The organism is Algoriphagus sp. (genome assembly GCF_024642405.1).
In the GTDB taxonomy this organism is placed as follows: domain Bacteria; phylum Bacteroidota; class Bacteroidia; order Cytophagales; family Cyclobacteriaceae; genus Algoriphagus.
In genome coordinates this window covers 1-19435 of record NZ_JAHEBC010000026.1, presented here as the reverse complement: position 1 = coordinate 19435, position 19435 = coordinate 1, and the positions used below count along the sequence as shown (strand labels likewise).

Below are 19435 nucleotides of genomic sequence, written 5' to 3'. Positions count from 1 at the left end.
GACCTGTCTGATATCAATAAAAGTGAATCCTTATTTATTAGAATTTGTCTATAAAAGCTTTCTAACGCAACTATCTCATCTTCCAAGACAAGAATTTCTTCTTCCATATCATTCACCATTTCTTGGAGACGGTCATTTTCAGGAAGATCATCCAGAGTCAAATTTCTATTACAAGAAAAAAGTAATAATAGAATAAAAAATAAATACTTAGTTTTTTTTATCATGAAATCAATGCTAAGGATGGAAATTATAAATTTTCCATCTGAGCACGAAAGGTTTTTCCCATTTCTTGAAATCTTTGCTTCACTTTTTCGAAAAATTCCCCTTTCCAAAAAATCTCTAGGTCATTCTCTTCCAAAATATCCATTTCACTGGCTTTGAAAGTTTGCTCCATTGGCCCCATTTCAAACTTGATAATATACTTATTATTCCAGGAGAAAACACTAATGCGTATTTCCTCCTGGGTAAACTCTTTAACTACTCTCATCAGGGTTTTTTTACTAAAAAAGAATAGGTAATCTTCGATTTTAGAGATGAAGCTACCGAACAATATTTATCAACAGATAGTGCAACCACTTTACCAAATTCAACTTCATTGGCATCGGGAGAGACTAATGTAAAGGATAAATGAATGGCAGTATAGAATGAAGGAACGCCATCATTTCTGATTCCTTCAACATCAACTGTAAAAGACTCAATTGTTCTTCTTTTTTTCTTCATCATTAAAACCGCATCTACAGATGCACAACTTCCTAATGCTGAAAGCAAAAGTTCCATTGGGGATTGAGCCTGCTTTTCAGGCGCATCATACATATCAATATGAACTACATTTCCCTGTGGATTGATGGCTTCATATTCATAGTCCGCTTTCATGCGAACTGTTACATTTCTTTTTGACATGGGGATCTTCGTTAAACTTTTGGTTTGCCAAAACCAGCAAAACTATTTATAAATTCCACTTTTTTCTTTTACATATTTCTTCTATACTGGCCACCTACCTCATACAACGCACGCGTAATTTGACCTAAAGAACAATATTTAGCTGCTTCCATTAACTCGGTGAAAATATTTTCATTTTTAACGGCTGCAATCTTCAAAGTTTGAAGATGATTATCCACCAATTCAGGATGCGATTGATTCAAATTATTCAAAGTTTTAATCTGGGCTTCTTTTTCTTCTTGCGTTGCTCGAATCACTTCTCCAGGTGTTACAGTAGGCGATCCATCCGCTGATAAAAAGGTATTTACTCCAATAATAGGATACTCACCTGTGTGTTTTAACATTTCATAATGCAAACTTTCCTCTTGGATTTTACCTCTTTGATACATGGTTTCCATTGCTCCTAAAACTCCTCCCCTTTCAGTTATTCTATCAAATTCAAGGTAAATCGCTTCCTCCACCAAATCGGTTAATTCCTCAATAATAAAAGCACCTTGTAAAGGATTTTCATTTTTAGCCAACCCAAGTTCTTTGTTAATAATCAACTGGATCGCCATTGCCCTTCTAACAGAAGCCTCTGTAGGAGTTGTAATTGCCTCATCATAAGCATTAGTATGCAATGAATTGCAGTTATCATAAATAGCATACAAAGCCTGCAATGTAGTTCTGATATCATTGAAATCAATTTCTTGCGCATGAAGTGACCTACCAGAAGTTTGAATATGATACTTGAGCATCTGAGATCTTTCATTGGCTCCATATTTCAGCTTCATCGCTTTTGCCCAAACTCTTCTGGCAACCCTACCTATAACAGCATATTCAGGATCTATTCCATTTGAAAAGAAAAAGGAAAGGTTTGGGGCAAACTTATTTATATCCATTCCTCTACTCACATAATATTCTACATAAGTAAATCCATTGGATAAAGTCAAAGCAAGTTGAGTAATAGGATTAGCACCAGCCTCTGCAATATGATATCCTGAAATAGAAACTGAATAAAAATTCCGAATTCCATTTTCAATAAAATATTGCTGCACATCTCCCATTAAACGAAGGGAAAACTCAGTAGAAAAAATACAAGTATTTTGAGCCTGATCCTCTTTTAAAATATCTGCTTGAACAGTTCCTCTCACTCGAGCGACTGTATCAGCTTTTATTTTCTCATAAACTTCTTTTGGTAAAACTTGATCACCTGTTACGCCCAAAAGCATCAAACCAAGCCCATTATTACCTTCTGGAATTTTACCTAAGTAATATGGTCGTACTAATCCGTTTTTTTGGTAGATGTCCTTAATTTTATTTTCAACCTCCTTTTCAAGCCCATTTTCTTTAATATAAACCTCGCATTGTTGGTCGATAGCGGCGTTCATGAAAAAAGCGGTCATCGTCGCAGCGGGACCATTGATAGTCATTGAAACCGATGTCATTGGATCTACCAAATTAAATCCTGAATAGAGTTTCTTAGCATCATCCAAACAGCAAATATTTACTCCGGAGTTACCTATTTTTCCAAAAATATCTGGTCGGTAATCAGGATCCTCACCATAAAGTGTGACAGAGTCAAAAGCTGTTGAAAGCCTTTTTGCCGGCATGTCCTTCGAGACATAGTGAAATCTTTTATTGGTCCTTTCAGGACTGCCTTCTCCGGCAAACATCCTTGTAGGATCCTCGCCTTCTCTTTTGAAAGGAAAAACACCTGCCGTAAAGGGAAACTTGCCAGGAACATTTTCACGAAGTCCCCACTTTAATAAATCTCCCCAAGCTTCATATTTTGGTAGAGCGATTTTTGGGATTTTTGTATCAGAAAGAGAACTGTAATAGGTTTTAACTTTTATCTCTTTATCTCTTACCTTAAAAACATAAAAGTCTTCAGCATACCTTCCTGCTTCAGAAGGCCAATCCTCAATCCATTTTTTATTCTTGGGGTCTAATTCAAGTTCAACTTTAGCATAAACTTCTTCCAATTCTTTCAACAATCTATCAGAATCCTCAACCTTTAAAGATTGGATCGTATCCATTGATTTTTTTATGCTGAATAGTTTTTGGGCAATTTCTTTTTGCTCTTCCACCCAAACATCATAACTCCTATTCGTTTCAGCTATTTCAGAAAGGTATCTTGTTCTAGCAGGAGGGATAATATATATCTTTTCAGAAGTTCCTGCAGTGAGTTCAAAGGTACTATCCAAGCCTGGGTAAGCTATATTGACCTTAGAAATCAATGCTTTGTACAACTGGTTCATTCCCGGATCATTAAATTGAGAAGCTATAGTTCCAAAAACAGGAATATCCTCATCATTTATGTCCCATAAATTGTGATTCCTTTTGTATTGCTTCTTTACATCCCTGATTGCATCTAAGGCACCTCTTTTATCGAATTTATTTAGAGCAATCACATCAGCGAAATCCAACATATCTATTTTCTCCAATTGCGATGCCGCTCCATATTCGGGAGTCATTACATATAAAGAAAGGTCCGAATGCTCGATGATTTCTGTATCCGACTGTCCTATCCCTGAGGTTTCAAGAATTACTAAATCATAACCAGCGGCTTTCACGGTATCAACAGCATCCTGAACATACTTTGAAAGTGCTAGATTAGACTGCCGGGTTGCCAGAGAACGCATGAATACTCTAGGATGGTGGATCGCATTCATCCTAATTCTATCCCCTAATAGAGCGCCACCGGTTTTTCGTTTTGATGGATCTACTGAAATAATCGCCAATGTTTTATCCTCAAAATCCATTAAAAATCTACGCACTAATTCATCAACGAGTGAGGATTTACCAGCCCCACCAGTACCCGTTATACCCAATACTGGGGTTACTGCCTTGCTACTTGCTTTCCTTACTTCATTTAATAAATCTTGATTTTTTTCGGGAAAGTTTTCAAAAGCTGATATCGCTCTTCCAACAAAAGCTTTATTTTTTTTATCGAGATTAAATCCTGCTTGTATTTTGTCTCCAATTGGAAAATCAGCCTGCTTTACTAGGTCATTGATCATACCCTGCAAACCCATTTTTCTTCCATCGTCAGGAGCATAAATTCTAGAAATCCCATAATCATGCAATTCTTTGATTTCTTCATTTAGGATAGTACCACCACCTCCACCAAAAATCTTGATATGACCTGCTCCTTTTTCATGTAGTAAATCATACATGTATTTGAAAAATTCAACATGACCTCCCTGATAAGAAGTAATGGCAATCGCCTGTACATCTTCTTGAATAGCACAGTCTACTATTTCTTGAACTGATCGGTTATGACCTAAATGAATTACTTCGCAACCTGTCGATTGAATAATTCTCCGCATAATATTAATAGCGGCGTCATGTCCATCAAATAAAGATGCCGCTGTAACTATTCGGATGTGATTTTTGGGTTTATAAATTTCTGTTGGTAAAGTCATGAAATCTGGATTCTTTCCTTTTTTTAACCTGATTATTACTACATGTAAAAAGGTAAAACAAACACTAATTACAAGACGCGAATATACGGAAAAAGGACCGAGTTGACCTTGAAATTAAGCACTAGAAACAAAATAATATTTGGCCAAATAACAATGCTTACTCTTTACGAGATGATTTTAAATAGCATATATTTAGACCTTATGGTTTATTTTAAAATCTTTCAATTCAATAAATAATGCCTATTTCTTATACAAGCCCTGAAAAAGCAGTCTCTTTGATAGAAAGTCACCAAAGAGTTTTTATACATGGAAGTGCTGCTACACCTACCCGATTACTTCATGCTTTAGCTGAGAGAAGAAATGAGATTCGAAATGTAGAGCTTGTAGCTATTACTACTTTGGGTGATATGCCTTTGGTAAGTGAGGAATGTCAAAAAGCCTTTTTCATGAACTCACTTTTTGTCTCGGAAAATATCCGAAAAGCTGTGAATTCAGACCATGGCGGTTATGTCCCAATTTTTTTAAGTGAAATTGGTCAATTATTCAGAAACAATATTCTTGGAATTGATGTGGCAATAATCCAAGTATCTGAGCCTGACGCTCATGGGTTTTGCACGCTGGGCACTTCAGTGGACGTTGCAAAGCCTGCCATAGAAACAGCAAAAATAATTATCGCCCAAGTAAATAAACAGATGCCGCGGACCCATGGGGATGGCCACATCCATATCTCAAAATTTTCTGCTGCCACTTATGTAGACGATCCACTTCCTGAAATCAACTATGCTGAAAAAATTACTGAAATAGAAAAACAAATAGGATATCATATATCCTCGCTCATCGAAGACCGTTCAACTCTTCAAATGGGAATTGGAGCAATCCCTGATGCAGTTTTAAACTCTTTAGAAAATCACAAAGATTTGGGAATCCATACAGAAATGTTCTCAAATGGCATTTTGAATTTAATGAAAGCAGGGGCAGTAACTAATTCATTTAAGAAAAAACATCCGGGTAAAATCGTTTCTTCTTTCACCGTTGGAACAAAAGAACTATATGATACAATCAATGACAATCCTGAATTCTCATTTCATGAAGCAGCTTATGTAAATGATACCGCTGTTATTCGTAAAAACCCAAAGGTAATTTCGATAAACAGTTGCTTGGAATTAGACCTGACTGGCCAAGTCTGCGCTGATTCCATTGGAAGCTATCACTACTCAGGAGTTGGTGGACAAATGGACTTTATGAGAGGAGCCGCTTTATCAGTGGGAGGTAAACCAATCATGGCATTACCTTCTCAAACGAAAAAAGGAGCATCTAAAATTGTCCCATTTTTAAAAGAAGGTGCGGGAGTTGTAACTACCAGAGCCCACATGCATTATGTAGTTACTGAATATGGAATTGCTTACTTATTCGGAAAAAATTTAAGACAAAGGGCTTATGAATTAAAAAGAATTGCCCATCCAGAACACCATGAAGAATTAGATCGGGCTATTAGAGAAAGATTTGGGAGTCATATCTATCCATTCAGGTAGACCAAAATAGAAAGGTAATAATCTATTTTTATATATTGTTCTTCTATTTAGTATAGCCAGTATTTAAACCCAAAATCTCGATGTCTTCCAAAAATTATGCATTCTTCGTATCTATTACCGCTGCTTTAGGTGGATTTCTTTTTGGATTTGATACAGCAGTAATTTCAGGTGCAGAAAGAGCTATCCAAGAAGTTTGGGAATTAAGTGATTGGATGCATGGCTTAGCAATTGCCTCCGCTTTGTATGGAACTGTCATCGGTGCATTATTTGGAGGAGTCCCAGCAGATAAATTCGGGCGGCAAAAAAGTTTATTGTGGATCGGATTATTTTATCTGATTTCTGCTGTGGGATCAGGATTAGCATGGGATGTTACCTCTTTCACAGTTTTTAGGTTTCTAGGAGGACTTGGAGTAGGTGCATCTTCTGTCGTGGCGCCGATGTATATTTCCGAGATTGCTCCTGCTAAAAATCGAGGACTTTTGGTTGCCTTGTACCAGTTTAATATTGTCTTTGGAATAGTGATGGCTTATGTTTCCAATTATTTAATCGGAACAGCCGAACTGGCACAGGACTGGAGATGGATGCTAGCCGCTGAAGGAGTTCCAGCTTTAATTTACTCTATATTGATTTTCAGAATTCCAGAAAGCCCAAGATGGTTAATCGGAAATAGAAATGATGAGCAGCAAGCCAGAGAAATATTAACCAAAACAGACCCAGACGGTGTTGATGAAGCTATTAGATTAGCGCTGGAAGAAGAGAAAAAAATCAAACAGAAAGGTAGTTTTTCCGCAATTTTTGAAAAGCGTTTTCTCCCCACAACCACTTTGGCAATAATGATAGCTTTTTTTAATCAAGTCTCAGGGATCAATGCAATCATTTATTTTGCTCCAAGAGTATTTGAAATGGCAGGTATATCCACTGAAAATGCATTGATTTCAACGATAGGTATTGGTGTTGTCAATTTACTTGCAACCTTTATTGGGCTTTATTTAATTGATCGGATAGGAAGAAAAAAGCTCATGTATATTGGATCCGTTGGGTACATTATTTCACTTTCATTGATGGCATACAATTTTCTCGGGCCAGGCATCCCTTCATTCTGGCTTCCGATTTTTGTTTTTGGATTTATTGCATCTCATGCCGTCGGTCAGGGAGCAGTAATCTGGGTATTTATTTCAGAAATGTTTCCAAATGATTTGAGAGCTTACGGTCAGTCTATCGGATCATTTACGCATTGGATATTAGCAGCAATTATTGCAAATGTCTTTCCTTTCTTTGCCAATCAATTTGGACCAGGCTATATCTTCTCATTCTTTGCATTTATGATGGTACTGCAATTATTATGGGTAAGATTTAAAATGCCAGAAACGAAAGGCAGATCTCTAGAGGAAATCCATCAAAACATACATTAAATCATGAAAAATAAAGTTGTTGTTTTTGGAGAAATGCTATGGGATTGTTTGCCAAGCGGTTCAGTTCCAGGAGGAGCTCCCATGAATGTGGCCCTTAACCTTCATCAATTAGGATTAGACTCAAAGCTGATTTCAGCCATAGGGGATGATTCTGATGGAAAAAAGCTTATTGAATTTCTCTCTTCTTTCGATTTTCAAACAAAGCTAATTCAAGTAGTGGGTAATCATGATACCTCAAAAGTATTGGTGGATGATTCAGATCCTGAAAACATGAAGTATGAAATCGTATCTCCAGTAGCTTGGGATTTTATACAATGGAATAAAGAAATAGAGGAAGAAGTTTCCAACTCAGACGCTTTTGTTTTTGGCACGCTGGGAGTTAGAAATCCTGAAAGTCTTTCAACTCTAATTAAGTTAATTCATAAAAAAACCTTACGAATTTTCGATGCAAATCTGCGTTCCCCTTTTTATGATTTTGAAGTAATTGAGACGCTCCTTGGTTTTACAGATATTCTAAAAATTAATGAAGATGAGTTAGAAGTTTTCGCAGATTATTTTGATTTAAAGCCAACTATTCAGGCTGTCTGTGAGCATTTAGACCATCACTTCCCGATGGACTTAATTTGTATTACAAAAGGCTCTAAAGGAGCTCTTATTTATAAAGAAGGAGAAATTACTGAGAACCCTGGTTACAAAGTGAAAGTTACAGACAGTATTGGTGCAGGAGATGCTTTTTTAAGCGGCTTTATTAAATGCTATCTTGAAAAAAAGTCAATTGAAGAAACACTGGATTTTGCCTGTAAATTGGGGGCTTTTGTAGCTTCTAAAAAAGGAGGTACTCCAAAATACGTTTTAGCTGAAATTGAGGCTATTCAATAAAATAGAGCGGCAAGAATTAAAACCTGTCGCCCTATTATTTTAAAAACCACTTTTTATCAATTCAGCGGATTCAGCTAGTTCTTCTGGTGATAATTTTAGTTTAGGTCTTGTGAAATTAATATCGTCCATGGTCTTAAGGGGCACAAGATGTACATGTACATGTGGTACTTCAAGTCCAATCACTGCCACACCTATTCTTGTACACTTTATGGTTTTGTCCATTGCCTTTGCCACTTTCTGGGCAAAAACATGAAGACCTGATAAAACTTCGGGCTCCAGATCAAAAATATAATCTACTTCTTGCTTCGGTACTACTAAAACATGACCTTTTACCAAGGGCATGATGTCTAAAAAAGCAATAAAATCCTTATCCTCAGCTATTATATGAGCGGGAATTTCTCGTTTGATGATCTTGGTGAAAATTGAAGCCATAGTCTAAAATAAAAAAATCCCGGAAAACCGGGATATATTGATTAATAAGAGATATCTAGAATTTCAAATTGAAGTACTCCAGCAGGTGCATTGATTTCTGCTACCTCTCCTTTTTTCTTTCCTACCAGACCTTTTCCAAATGGAGATCCTAATGAGATTTTTCCAGCTTTTAAATCAGCTTCCTCTTCTGAAACCAATGTGTAAGAAACCGTCATTCCGTTTTTCACATTTTTGATTTTTACAGTACTCAAAATACCTACTTTAGAAGTATCCATCTGGGATTGATCAAAAATTCTTGCATTCCCTACTACAGCCTCAAGTTTAGCGATTTTTAGTTCCAAGTGGCCCTGAGCATCTTTTGCTGCATCATATTCTGCATTTTCACTTAAATCTCCTTTGTCTCTTGCTTCCGCAATTTGTTTTGCAATATCAGTACGACCCTTTGTTTTTAATTCTTGAAGTTCATCTTTCAACTTCTTAAGTCCTTCTTCTGTGTAGTATTGTACTTTTCCCATAATTTCTCTCAATTAGACAGGCACCAAAAACAAAGTAACGGTCGCTTTTTGGTGACCGTTACTTTGCCAGATGTCTTTATTTGAAGGCCAAAGATAATAAACCAATTACTACAAAACAATTGGTCCTTTTGGTAAAAAATATCAATAACAGTCTTAAAACGCCTATTTAAAGGCTTTTATTATCTTCTCAACCAATACTTTGTTTATTTTTTTATAAGATTCAATTGTCCAGCCAGCTACATGTGGGGAAAAAAGAACATTATTTCTTGAAGCTAGTTTTTCAAATTCCTTTTTTTGCTCTTCTGTAAATGTCATAAACTTCTCATTCTCTAAAACATCCAACACTGCTCCTAATAATACCCCTTGATCTAAAGCCTCATTCAATGTTTTGAAACTGATCACTTCTCCTCTAGCAGTATTGATCAACCAAAAAGGATTCGCAAAGCTTTTTAGCTCTTCAATTGTGAAAAAGTTTCTTGTTTCAGGTGTCAAGGGAACATGAATACTAAGCACTTCTACTTCTGCCTTGAGTTTCTCCCAAATCACTTCTTTAATATTTCCAGTTCCAAAGTTCAATTTGTATTTATCATATGCATAGATAATTACATCAAAGCCTTGAAGTCTTTTGGCAAAGGATTTCCCCATATTCCCAAAACCCATAATTCCAACCTTCTTACCCATAAGTTCATGCCCTCGATTTCCCTCTCTATCCCATATTCCTTTCCTTACTTCATCATCAGACTTTTTGATATTATTAAATAAGGCCAAAAGCATCCCTAATGCATGTTCTGCAACAGCATCTCGATTTCCTTTCGCTGCATGAAAAAGCTTGATTCCACGGCTAACCATATAATCCAAATCAATTTGATCCAAGCCAGCCCCTGCCCTAGCGATGAACTTTAAGTTTTTTGCTCTTTCAAGCAAATTTTTATCCATTGGGGTTTTCGAACGAATAATTAAACCATCATATATTGCTACTTGATCCATTATCTCAGAACGCGTGATTTTTGGAGAATATGTCACGTCATGGCCTTCATTTTCAAGCATAGGAATAATGCTCTTATGCATTTTGTCAATTATCAAAATCTTCATTGCAATAATTAAATTTGTAGAAGTGATATCGCCACTAAAAAGTAAACAGCCAAACCAAGTAAATCATTTGCTGTGGTTATAAAAGGCCCCGAAGCCAATGCTGGATTAATCCCTATTTTATCTAATAGAATTGGTGTAATGGTTCCCATAAAAGAAGAAAGCAGAACAACTGAAAAAAGAGCAATTGAGACCACCAGACCGAATGAAACATCATTTTGATAGAATAAAACTACTACGGCAAAAACAAAAGTAGCTAGGATTAAGCCGTTAATGACAGCAACTGCCAAGACTTTCAAAAATCGTTTAATTATGGAATCGTCAAAAGCAGATTTGCTGGCCAATGATTGAACTACTAATGAGGATGATTGTATCCCAACATTCCCCCCAGTTGCAGTAATAAGTGGTATGAAAAACGCCAGAGCAGTGACTTTATTCAAACCTTCCTCAAAGAAGCCTATAAAGCCTGCTCCTAATAAACCTCCGACAATCCCAATCAGCAACCAAGGAAGTCGTGCTTTTGTCAATCGAATAACACTATCATATTCATCAACAGTATCGGATATACCCGTCATTGCCTGAATATCTTCCTCTGCTTCTTCCCGAATAATGTCCAGAATATCATCAAAGGTGATTCTTCCCACCAACTTGTTTTTAACATTTACAACAGGTACTGTTTCCAGATCATACCTTCTCATGATTTCGGCAACTTCCTCCTGATCCATATGAGTCGGGACAGAAATCACCTCATCCTCATAAATATCTTCGATTTTGGTGTTTTCAGATGCTAAAACAATCTTTTTCAAAGAAACTCTACCAAGTAATTGCTGTTTATTGTCAACTACATAAATCGAGAAGATTTTATCTACATTCTCCGCTTGTCTTCTTATTTCATTAATTGTCTGAACAACGTTCCAGTTTTTATTAGCACGAATATATTCTTTGGCCATGATACCCCCTGCGGTATCCTCCTCATAGCGTAGAAGTTCCAATATTTGTTCAGACTTCTGACGATCTGTAAAATATCCGATTACTTCCTCTCTTTCACGTAAAGAGAGCAAATTCAGAATATCTGCCCCATCATCGGAGTCCATACACTCAATTAAACCAGCAATCTCAGGCACTTCCATTTCCTTTAACACACGGGTTAAAGTATCCTCATCCAGTTCTATCAGAATATCTGCCGAAAACTGATTATCTAATAATCGAAGAACGTAAATGGATTCATCCATAGATAGCTCATCCAATATTGCAGCGACATCAGCCACATTTGCTCCATCCAAAGAGTCTTGAATAAAGAAATTATTCTCCTCTTCGATCCCTAGTCTAAGGCTTTCAAGGTATTCCTTCGAAAGTTCAAATTGCTTAATGATTTCCACGAGAAGCTTCTATTTGTTGAGCGATAAAAACAAAATCAGCGACATCCAATTGCTCGGCTCGCTTGTCCATAAGAGTGTTTGACTTTAATTCTTCCGAAAGTTGAAATGACTTAAGAGAATTTCTCAGTGTTTTCCTTCGGTTTCCAAAACCACCTTTTACTACCTGAAAAAACAGTTTTTCATTGCAGTCAAGGCTTTTTACTTCATTCCTAACTAATCGAATGACTCCTGAGTTCACCTTTGGAGGAGGGTCAAAAACTTCAGGAGGAACGGAAAATAAATATTCTATATCATAAAAAGCCTGCAACAAGACTGACAAAATCCCATAGGCCTTATTTCCTTTTGGAGAGGCAATTCTCTCTGCAACTTCTTTTTGAAGCATACAAACCACCTCTGTCACCTGGTTTCTCACTTCCAAAACTTTAAAAAAAATCTGGGAAGAAATATTATATGGGAAATTTCCTATGATTGCATATTGGTCATGAATTACTTTTTGAAAGTCATATTTCAGGTAATCCCCATAAATAATTCTTTCTCCTAAATCAGGATATTTTTTAATCAAATACTCGATAGAATCTTTGTCTACATCAATTAGGTAAAGCTCAAAGTCAGTTTTGAGCAAAAAATCTGTCAGTACCCCCATACCCGGCCCGATTTCAAGGACTTTCTTGACACCACCATGCCCTTTGACCGCCAGAGCAATTCGCTCCGCAATACTTAAATCGGTCAAAAAGTGCTGGCCAAGATGTTTTTTGGCTCTGACTTTTTCCATCGGTTCGCTCTGATTATTTTTTATAAATTGCAGCCTAAAATTAAGAGAATATTCCTAAAGGACTACAGTGTACTTTGGCATGCAATTAAAAAGCCAATTATCGCAAAGCCCAAATAATATGAACATAAGAAAAAGTAAGCCCATCATTGGGATTAGTATTGGAGATATCAACGGGGTTGGAATAGAAGTGACTATCAAAGCTTTATCCGACAATCGAATCTTAAAGAACTTTATACCATTAATCTATGGGCATGGCAAGGCTATCTCATTTTATAAAAAAATCTTATCGATTGAGGATTTTAACTTCGTCCAAGTAAAATCTTTAGATGAGCTTCAACACAAGCGGGTTAATGTCATTAATGTCATGGAGGAATGCCCGGAAATCATTCCGGGGGTGGAAACTCAAGAGGCCGGGAAAATGGCATTAGCTGCACTTTCTCAGGCAGTAAATGATTTGAAAACTGGTCAAATCCAAGCATTAGTAACTGCACCCGTAAATAAAAACAACATAAATTCAGAAGAACTGAATTTTGTTGGCCATACTGAATTCATTACAAAAGCAGTTGATATAAAAGAAAGTTTGATGCTTATGGTATCAGAGAATTTTAGAGTAGGTTTAGTTTCTGGACACGTCCCTTTATCGAAAGTTCCTGAAGTAGTTACCAAAGAAAAAATTATTCAAAAGTCTGATTTATTATTAAAGACCCTTGAAAAAGACTTTGGTATCAACAAACCAAAAATTGCGATTCTAGGATTAAATCCCCACGCTGGCGAGGATGGGTTACTAGGTAAAGAGGAGGAGGAAATTATTAAACCTGCGATAAAAGAACTAAAAGACCAAAATAAAATGGTTTTCGGACCATATCCTTCAGATGGTTTTTTTGGGATGATGCATCAAAATAAATTTGATGGAGTATTAGCCATGTATCATGATCAGGGATTGATACCATTCAAATCAATAGCATTCAGTTCCGGTGTAAATTTCACTGCAGGATTACCGGTAATCAGAACTTCGCCAGATCATGGAACTGCTTATAATATCGCGGGTAAAAATCTTGCTGATGAAGGTTCGATGAGAGCAGCTATATTTTTGGCTTCAGACATTATCACTCAACATGAGCAAGAATTTAATTAATTTTTAAAAAAAAGTACGATTTCTCATCCAAACCAAATATTATTTTACAATCTATTTTATCCTGTTTAAATAATTCCCTAAATTTGCGGTCTTAAATCGAGAGGAGAAATCGTGAAATTCTGGAGAACCTTTGATATTGAGGTAATTAAGTTTGTAGAGGGAAGACACGAAATCAACTTCCAAATAGGAGATTCGTTCTTTCAACATTTCGAAGACAATCAACTAGTCGAAAAAGGCGATTTAACCATACGGGTTAAAATGAATAAAGGTGCTAATTTGATAGAAATGGATTTTAATATCCAAGGTTCGGTTAGGCTTACTTGTGACAGAAGTCTCGAGGAGTACGACCAGCCATTGGATATCAACGAAACCATGATCTATAAATATGGCAGCGAGGAGGTAGAAATCAATGAAGATGTCATAATGATTACGAGGGATACGCCTTCAGTCAATGTAGCACAGTTGATTTACGAATTCATTTTACTAAACCTACCTGCAAAGAAAATCCATCCGGATTACCGTAATGAATTGGACGAGGATGATTTTGAAGGAGAAGGAGGAATCGTATATTTCGATGAGCCTGAGTTTGAAGACGAAGATCTTGAGGAAGACCAAGAAGAAAAAAAAGAAATTGATCCCCGTTGGGCATCACTAAAAAATTTAAAAAACAAGGAATAATCATAAACCACACATAAAATGGCACATCCTAAACGAAAAATTTCGAAAACCAGAAGAGATAAAAGAAGAACTCATTACAAGTTGGAGGCTCCTGGATTGGCTAAATGCCCTACTACAGGTGAAATGCATTTACCACACAGAGCATTCTGGTTGGACGGTAAATTATACTACAAAGGACAGGTAATTATCGAAAAAGAAGTTTTAGCTTAATTAACTAATTAGGTTAAAATAAAATCCATTCTTCTTCAAGAATGGATTTTTTGTTTTTATAGGAATTCAATTCGCTGGCTTTCAGTATATTGGATTCTAATAGCAGTTTTTGTTTTGGTGGTAAGAGACAATTGTAATATTTTTGACATTCCTCAAAGAAAACATACCTACCTATCAACCCATTTTAAGGAGTTTTATTATTTGAGGCTCCTAAGCATAACCAAAAAATAATGGACAAAATCAGAGCTATGGTGACCGGAGTACAAGGATACGTTCCTGAATACCGCTTAACCAACAAAGAACTTGAAACTCTGGTAGATACCAACGACGAGTGGATTTACACAAGAACAGGAATTAGAGAAAGAAGAATTCTTAAAGGTGAAAACCAAGGAACTTCTGTTATGGGAGTTGAGGCCATAAAAGGCTTATTAGCCAAAACCAACACAGATCCATTGGATATAGATCTTATTATTTGTGCAACGGTAACTCCTGATATGCCATTCCCTGCAACTGCAAATATCATTGCAGATAAAGTTGGTGCAAAGAATAGCTACAGCTTTGATATTGCGGCAGCTTGTTCTGGCTTTTTGTATGCACTTCAAATCGGTAGTCAGTTCATTCAAACTGGACTGCACAAAAAAGTGATAGTAGTAGGAGCAGATAAAATGTCTTCAATTGTGAATTATGAAGACAGAACAACCTGTATTTTATTCGGTGATGGGGCTGGAGCTGTTTTATTGGAACCAACTACAGAAGAGTTTGGGATAATGGATGCTTTACTTCATTCTGATGGTTCTGGTGCACCCTACTTAAATATGAAAGCAGGAGGAAGTATGAGACCGGCAACGCATGAAACTGTAGAGGCTAGAGAGCATTTTGCAGCGCAGGAAGGTTCTACAGTTTTCAAATTTGCTGTAACTAATATGGCAGATGTCAGTGCTGAGGTAATGGAGAGAAATAATCTGACAAGTGATGAAGTCGCATGGTTAGTTCCTCATCAAGCCAATAAACGGATTATCGATGCAACAGCAAGTAGAATGGGGATTGGGTTTGACAAAGTAATGATGAACATTGAGAGATATGGAAACACCACTGCCGCAACACTCCCACTCTGTTTATGGGATTATGAAAATCAACTGAAAAAAGGTGATAATTTAATCCTTGCCGCTTTTGGAGGAGGGTTCACTTGGGGAGCTATTTATTTGAAATGGGGATATGACCCAAAATAATCGGATTAAAATAATAAATTGAGCATATGGCAAATACTTCAGATTTTAAGAATGGCCTTTGTTTGGTAATGAACAATGATATTTTCACCATTGTGGAATTCCAACATGTAAAACCTGGAAAAGGAGCAGCTTTTGTAAGAACCAAATTGAAAGGCTTGACAAGTGGTAAGACCTTGGACAAGACATTTAATGCAGGTGAAAAAGTTGAAACAGCAAGAGTTGAAAAAAGACCACATCAATTCTTGTATAAAGATGATATGGGATATCATTTTATGGATACCAATACATTTGAGCAAATTTCTATTGAGGAGAAATTAATTGAAAGATCGGATCTTTTGAAAGACGGACAATTAGTTGATATTCTAATTCATGATGAAACAGAAACTCCACTATCCGTTGAGTTACCTCCATTTGTTGAATTGATGATTACTTACACAGAGCCTGGAATTAAAGGTGACACTGCTACGAATGCGCTAAAACCTGCAACTTTAGAAACTGGTGCAACTGTTATGGTTCCTTTGTTTGTGGAACAGGACATCATGATCAAGGTAGATACTAGGGATGGATCCTACTCAGAAAGAGTAAAATAATTAACTTAGCTGTAATCAATTATATATTGAAACAGCTATTTTTATTTAAACCCAATTTTGAACTGTCTTCGGACATTCTTTTAAAAACAAAAATATGAAACCTAAAGAGATTCAAGAGCTAATCGATTATATCTCAAATTCAGGTCTGGCTGAAGTCAAAATCAAAACAGATGAATTTGAGCTTTCTATTAAAAAAGATTCTTCAAATGTAAGGGTGGTAGAAGCAGCTCCTGCTCCTGCTCCTGCACCCGCACCGACACCGGTAGCAGCTCCTGCTCCCGTTGCTTCAAATCCAGCTGAATCTGCTCCAGCTGAATCATCAAACTTGGTAGAAATTAAATCGCCAATGATTGGGACTTTTTACCTGACTCCAAACCCTGATTCTCCTGCTTTTGTGAATGTTGGAGATACCATTAAGCCTGGTCAGACAGTTTGTATCATTGAAGCAATGAAACTTTTCAATGAAATTGAATCCGAAGTCTCTGGTAAAATTGTGAAAATATTGGTAACAAATTCTACACCAGTGGAATATGATCAACCTTTATTCCTTGTTGACCCTGCGGGTTAATTTTTCAACCAAAAGAAAATACCGTGTTTAAAAAGATACTAATTGCCAATAGAGGTGAAATAGCACTTAGAGTGATCCGGACCTGTAAGGAAATGGGAATCAAAACGGTCGCTGTTTATTCTACTGCTGATAAGGATAGCCTTCATGTGAGATTTGCTGATGAGGCAGTTTGCATTGGGCCTGCTCCTAGCAGAGATTCCTATTTAAACATCCCCCGAATTATTGCAGCAGCTGAGATCACCAACGCCGATGCTATTCACCCTGGATATGGATTCCTCTCAGAAAATGCTGAATTTTCCAGAATCTGTGAAGAGTACGGAATCAAATTTATTGGAGCAAGTCCAGATATGATCGGGAAAATGGGAGACAAAGCTACCGCAAAAGCTACCATGAGAGAAGCTGGTGTTCCAACAGTTCCTGGTTCAGAAGGTCTTTTGGATTCCATTGAACAGGGGATTAAGCTTGCTAATGAAATGGGGTATCCTGTAATCTTAAAAGCAACAGCTGGAGGCGGAGGCCGAGGAATGAGGATAGTGAAAGAAGAAAGCGGCTTCAAAAAAGCTTGGGATGATGCAAGAATGGAATCTGGTGCAGCATTTGGAAATGACAGCCTATATTTAGAGAAATTTGTAGAAGAACCAAGACATATTGAAATACAAATTATAGGGGACAGCAAAGGAAAAGCATGTCACCTTTCTGAAAGAGACTGCTCTATCCAAAGAAGGCATCAAAAATTGGTTGAAGAAACACCTTCTCCTTTCATCACAGATGAATTAAGAAAAGCAATGGGTGAGGCAGCTATTAAAGGTGCGGAAGCAATTGGCTACGAAGGTGCTGGAACCATCGAATTTTTGGTTGACAAAAACCGAAACTTCTATTTCATGGAGATGAATACCAGAATTCAAGTAGAACATCCTATTACAGAAGAAGTAACTGATTTTGATTTGATAAAAGAACAGATCAAAGTAGCTGCTGGAGAAATGATTAGCGGTAAAAACTACTTCCCTAAGCTTTATGCAATGGAGTGTAGAATCAATGCTGAGGATCCTGCTAATGGCTTTAGGCCGAGTCCTGGAAAGATCCAAAACCTCCATATTCCTGGAGGCAGAGGGGTTAGAGTAGATTCTCATGTTTATGCAGGATATATCATTCCTCCTAATTACGACTCCATGATTGCAAAATTAATTGTCAGCGGTCAGTCAAGAGAAGAAGTCATCGTGAGAATGAAGAGAGCTTTGGAAGAGTTTGTAATAGATGGAATCAAAACCACTATTCCATTCCATATTGCTTTATTGAATGATCCAGAATTCAAAGCAGGAAACTTCACCACCAAGTTCTTGGAAACATTTGATTTCTCAGTCATTAAAAAATAACCCAACCTTATCCAAACTAAAAGCTGTCCTAATGGGCAGCTTTTTTTCGTTATCTCAAAAAATTATTAGGGGTGTAAAATCAAATTCCCGAAAAACCATAGTTAAAGGTCCAAGGGGCAATCAAGAAAGTTATCCAAACCAAAATTGGGACTCCAAGACTGACTCCTAAGGAAGTCAACCAATCAAACTTCCTAACTTTTAATTCATTTATTTCAGAAATTGGAATACCTGTTTGAATTGGTGTTCTGAGTCTTTTATTATTCTTTTGAAAAAATAGTCCACAAATTGAATCATTGCGAACATCAGAAAATATGATGTCAAAACTTCGTGAATCTTTTGTCTTGATATACAAACTGTCCCCCTCAGTGATTCTTGAAAGTTGTCTAGGTTCGAAATATTTATTTCTTTCCTCCTTCGGCAGCTGAGGATTAATCCAATCTACTTTTTTATATACTTTACAGGAAACACAAAACAACATTATTATCAGAAAAAGTATTTCGATGTTCTTTTGAGCATTCATGATTAAAACATATTAATTAGTTGTTTTTATCTTTTATGAATAGACAATTCCCCAATATTTTAAGCATTAATATTATTGTCTTTCAAGCCTTCACTTTCCTCTCTCTATTTCGCTAATCCCTTCCTTCAATTTATTTAGCTCACCATCTATTTCATAAACCTCATATTTTTTACTCGCTGAAATGATTAATCCTAAAGCAGATGAACCTACTCCAGTTAAAAGACCAAAAAGAATAATACTACTACCTCTAAAATCATAATAGCTATTATATAATAAATCATTAGAAGCAGCATCAGCGCCTATCCCAGCACCTATTAGGAAGCCTGTCCCGCCAAAAATTAATGGTAGATGCCCTTTTGAACGTTTGGTCTTTATGATCGAAATATTTTTGACAGGAATACTTTTACTTTTTTGTTCAGATCCTAGTATTAAATCGGATTCTGTTAGTGATGAGATTTTCCCTTTTCCAATTTTAATTCCATCGGAATTATATACCCGGATAAATGCACCAGTTGGGAATCCTTTATTTTGAGAAAAACTAGGCAACCAACTGAATAAAAAAATTACGATTATAAAATATTTCATTTGTATTAAAGTTAAAAGTTCCAAAAATCTATTTAACTATTCTTCTCAAAACCAATGTTTTACCTTTCCAAGGTAACAAACTTAATTTGCATTATCACCCATTAACAATATATTAGTTTCTTATTTTTCCATTAAACAATTAAAATTTTTATTAGAAAATACTAATCCAAAAAATTTATATTTTTGGATGA

General features: G+C 36.4%; 21 protein-coding genes. 10 read left to right on the top strand and 11 right to left on the bottom strand.

Features of this window, described 5'->3' with window-relative positions:
- From Q0L68_RS03860 to Q0L68_RS03845, 4 genes are all read right to left on the bottom strand, one after another.
- On the bottom strand, positions 1-224 hold a 224-nt coding region (locus Q0L68_RS03860; protein WP_296699590.1), incomplete at its 3' end, for a hypothetical protein.
- Between the two features lie 23 nt (positions 225-247).
- Complete coding sequence (locus Q0L68_RS03855; RefSeq protein WP_296699587.1) at positions 248-487, bottom strand: hypothetical protein; 240 nt, start codon at positions 485-487, stop codon at positions 248-250.
- The gene (locus tag Q0L68_RS03850) at positions 487-900 is read right to left on the bottom strand and encodes an OsmC family protein (RefSeq protein ID WP_296699585.1); all 414 of its coding nucleotides are present in this window, start codon (positions 898-900) and stop codon (positions 487-489) included. Before Q0L68_RS03850 ends, Q0L68_RS03855 begins: the two co-directional genes overlap by 1 nt.
- Before the next feature lie 68 nt (positions 901-968).
- A complete protein-coding gene (locus tag Q0L68_RS03845) occupies positions 969-4346 on the bottom strand; it encodes a methylmalonyl-CoA mutase family protein (protein ID WP_296699582.1) in 3378 nt (1125 codons plus the stop codon).
- A 236-nt stretch (positions 4347-4582) separates the two neighbouring features.
- Between Q0L68_RS03845 and Q0L68_RS03840 the strand changes: the two genes are divergently transcribed.
- The 3 genes from Q0L68_RS03840 (at position 4583) to Q0L68_RS03830 (ending at position 8169) form a co-directional block, all read left to right on the top strand.
- Complete coding sequence (locus Q0L68_RS03840; RefSeq protein WP_296699579.1) at positions 4583-5878, top strand: acetyl-CoA hydrolase/transferase C-terminal domain-containing protein; 1296 nt, start codon at positions 4583-4585, stop codon at positions 5876-5878.
- 80 nt (positions 5879-5958) lie between these two features.
- A complete protein-coding gene (locus Q0L68_RS03835; RefSeq protein WP_296699577.1) occupies positions 5959-7290 on the top strand; it encodes a sugar porter family MFS transporter in 1332 nt (443 codons plus the stop codon).
- Positions 7291-7293: 3 nt separating this feature from the next.
- Positions 7294-8169, top strand: a complete 876-nt coding sequence (locus Q0L68_RS03830; protein WP_296699574.1) for a carbohydrate kinase — start codon at positions 7294-7296, stop codon at positions 8167-8169.
- Between the two features lie 39 nt (positions 8170-8208).
- Here Q0L68_RS03830 and Q0L68_RS03825 read toward each other — a convergent pair whose 3' ends face one another.
- The 5 genes from Q0L68_RS03825 to rsmA form a co-directional block, all read right to left on the bottom strand.
- Entirely contained in the window at positions 8209-8601 is a 393-nt protein-coding gene (locus Q0L68_RS03825) for an HIT family protein (protein WP_296699573.1), read from the bottom strand.
- Between the two features lie 41 nt (positions 8602-8642).
- On the bottom strand, positions 8643-9116 hold the full coding sequence (greA, locus tag Q0L68_RS03820) for a transcription elongation factor GreA (protein ID WP_296699571.1): 474 nt from the start codon (positions 9114-9116) through the stop codon (positions 8643-8645).
- Positions 9117-9278: 162 nt separating this feature from the next.
- Positions 9279-10208, bottom strand: a complete 930-nt coding sequence (locus Q0L68_RS03815) for an NAD(P)-dependent oxidoreductase (protein WP_296699569.1) — start codon at positions 10206-10208, stop codon at positions 9279-9281.
- Between the two features lie 8 nt (positions 10209-10216).
- Positions 10217-11584 (bottom strand): magnesium transporter, encoded by a 1368-nt coding sequence (mgtE, locus tag Q0L68_RS03810; RefSeq protein ID WP_296699566.1) that lies wholly within the window; start codon positions 11582-11584, stop codon positions 10217-10219.
- Positions 11571-12356, bottom strand: coding sequence for a 16S rRNA (adenine(1518)-N(6)/adenine(1519)-N(6))-dimethyltransferase RsmA (gene rsmA, locus Q0L68_RS03805; protein ID WP_296699562.1), 786 nt, complete (start codon positions 12354-12356; stop codon positions 11571-11573). The genes mgtE and rsmA overlap by 14 nt, the downstream gene beginning before the upstream one ends.
- A gap of 118 nt (positions 12357-12474) precedes the next feature.
- Between rsmA and pdxA the strand changes: the two genes are divergently transcribed.
- The 7 genes from pdxA (at position 12475) to accC (ending at position 18139) form a co-directional block, all read left to right on the top strand.
- Positions 12475-13491, top strand: a complete 1017-nt coding sequence (gene pdxA / locus Q0L68_RS03800) for a 4-hydroxythreonine-4-phosphate dehydrogenase PdxA (protein WP_296699559.1) — start codon at positions 12475-12477, stop codon at positions 13489-13491.
- A gap of 111 nt (positions 13492-13602) precedes the next feature.
- Positions 13603-14169: a DUF177 domain-containing protein gene (locus tag Q0L68_RS03795; protein ID WP_296699557.1), complete on the top strand. Its 567-nt coding sequence runs from the start codon at positions 13603-13605 to the stop codon at positions 14167-14169.
- 18 nt (positions 14170-14187) lie between these two features.
- Complete coding sequence (rpmF, locus tag Q0L68_RS03790; protein WP_008201274.1) at positions 14188-14379, top strand: 50S ribosomal protein L32; 192 nt, start codon at positions 14188-14190, stop codon at positions 14377-14379.
- 230 nt (positions 14380-14609) lie between these two features.
- Positions 14610-15608 (top strand): beta-ketoacyl-ACP synthase III, encoded by a 999-nt coding sequence (locus Q0L68_RS03785; RefSeq protein WP_296699545.1) that lies wholly within the window; start codon positions 14610-14612, stop codon positions 15606-15608.
- Between the two features lie 26 nt (positions 15609-15634).
- Positions 15635-16198 carry an elongation factor P gene (efp, locus tag Q0L68_RS03780; protein ID WP_296699543.1) on the top strand — a complete coding sequence of 188 codons (564 nt, stop codon included), beginning with the start codon at positions 15635-15637 and terminating at the stop codon, positions 16196-16198.
- 94 nt (positions 16199-16292) lie between these two features.
- Positions 16293-16766 carry an acetyl-CoA carboxylase biotin carboxyl carrier protein gene (accB, locus tag Q0L68_RS03775; protein WP_296699540.1) on the top strand — a complete coding sequence of 158 codons (474 nt, stop codon included), beginning with the start codon at positions 16293-16295 and terminating at the stop codon, positions 16764-16766.
- A gap of 23 nt (positions 16767-16789) precedes the next feature.
- Positions 16790-18139 carry an acetyl-CoA carboxylase biotin carboxylase subunit gene (accC, locus tag Q0L68_RS03770; protein WP_296699537.1) on the top strand — a complete coding sequence of 450 codons (1350 nt, stop codon included), beginning with the start codon at positions 16790-16792 and terminating at the stop codon, positions 18137-18139.
- Positions 18140-18218: 79 nt separating this feature from the next.
- Here the strand turns inward: accC and Q0L68_RS03765 are convergent, their stop codons facing one another.
- On the bottom strand, positions 18219-18659 hold the full coding sequence (locus tag Q0L68_RS03765) for a hypothetical protein (RefSeq protein ID WP_296699535.1): 441 nt from the start codon (positions 18657-18659) through the stop codon (positions 18219-18221).
- A gap of 90 nt (positions 18660-18749) precedes the next feature.
- Complete coding sequence (locus Q0L68_RS03760) at positions 18750-19244, bottom strand: hypothetical protein (RefSeq protein ID WP_296699533.1); 495 nt, start codon at positions 19242-19244, stop codon at positions 18750-18752.
- Between the last annotated feature and the right edge of the window lie 191 nt (positions 19245-19435).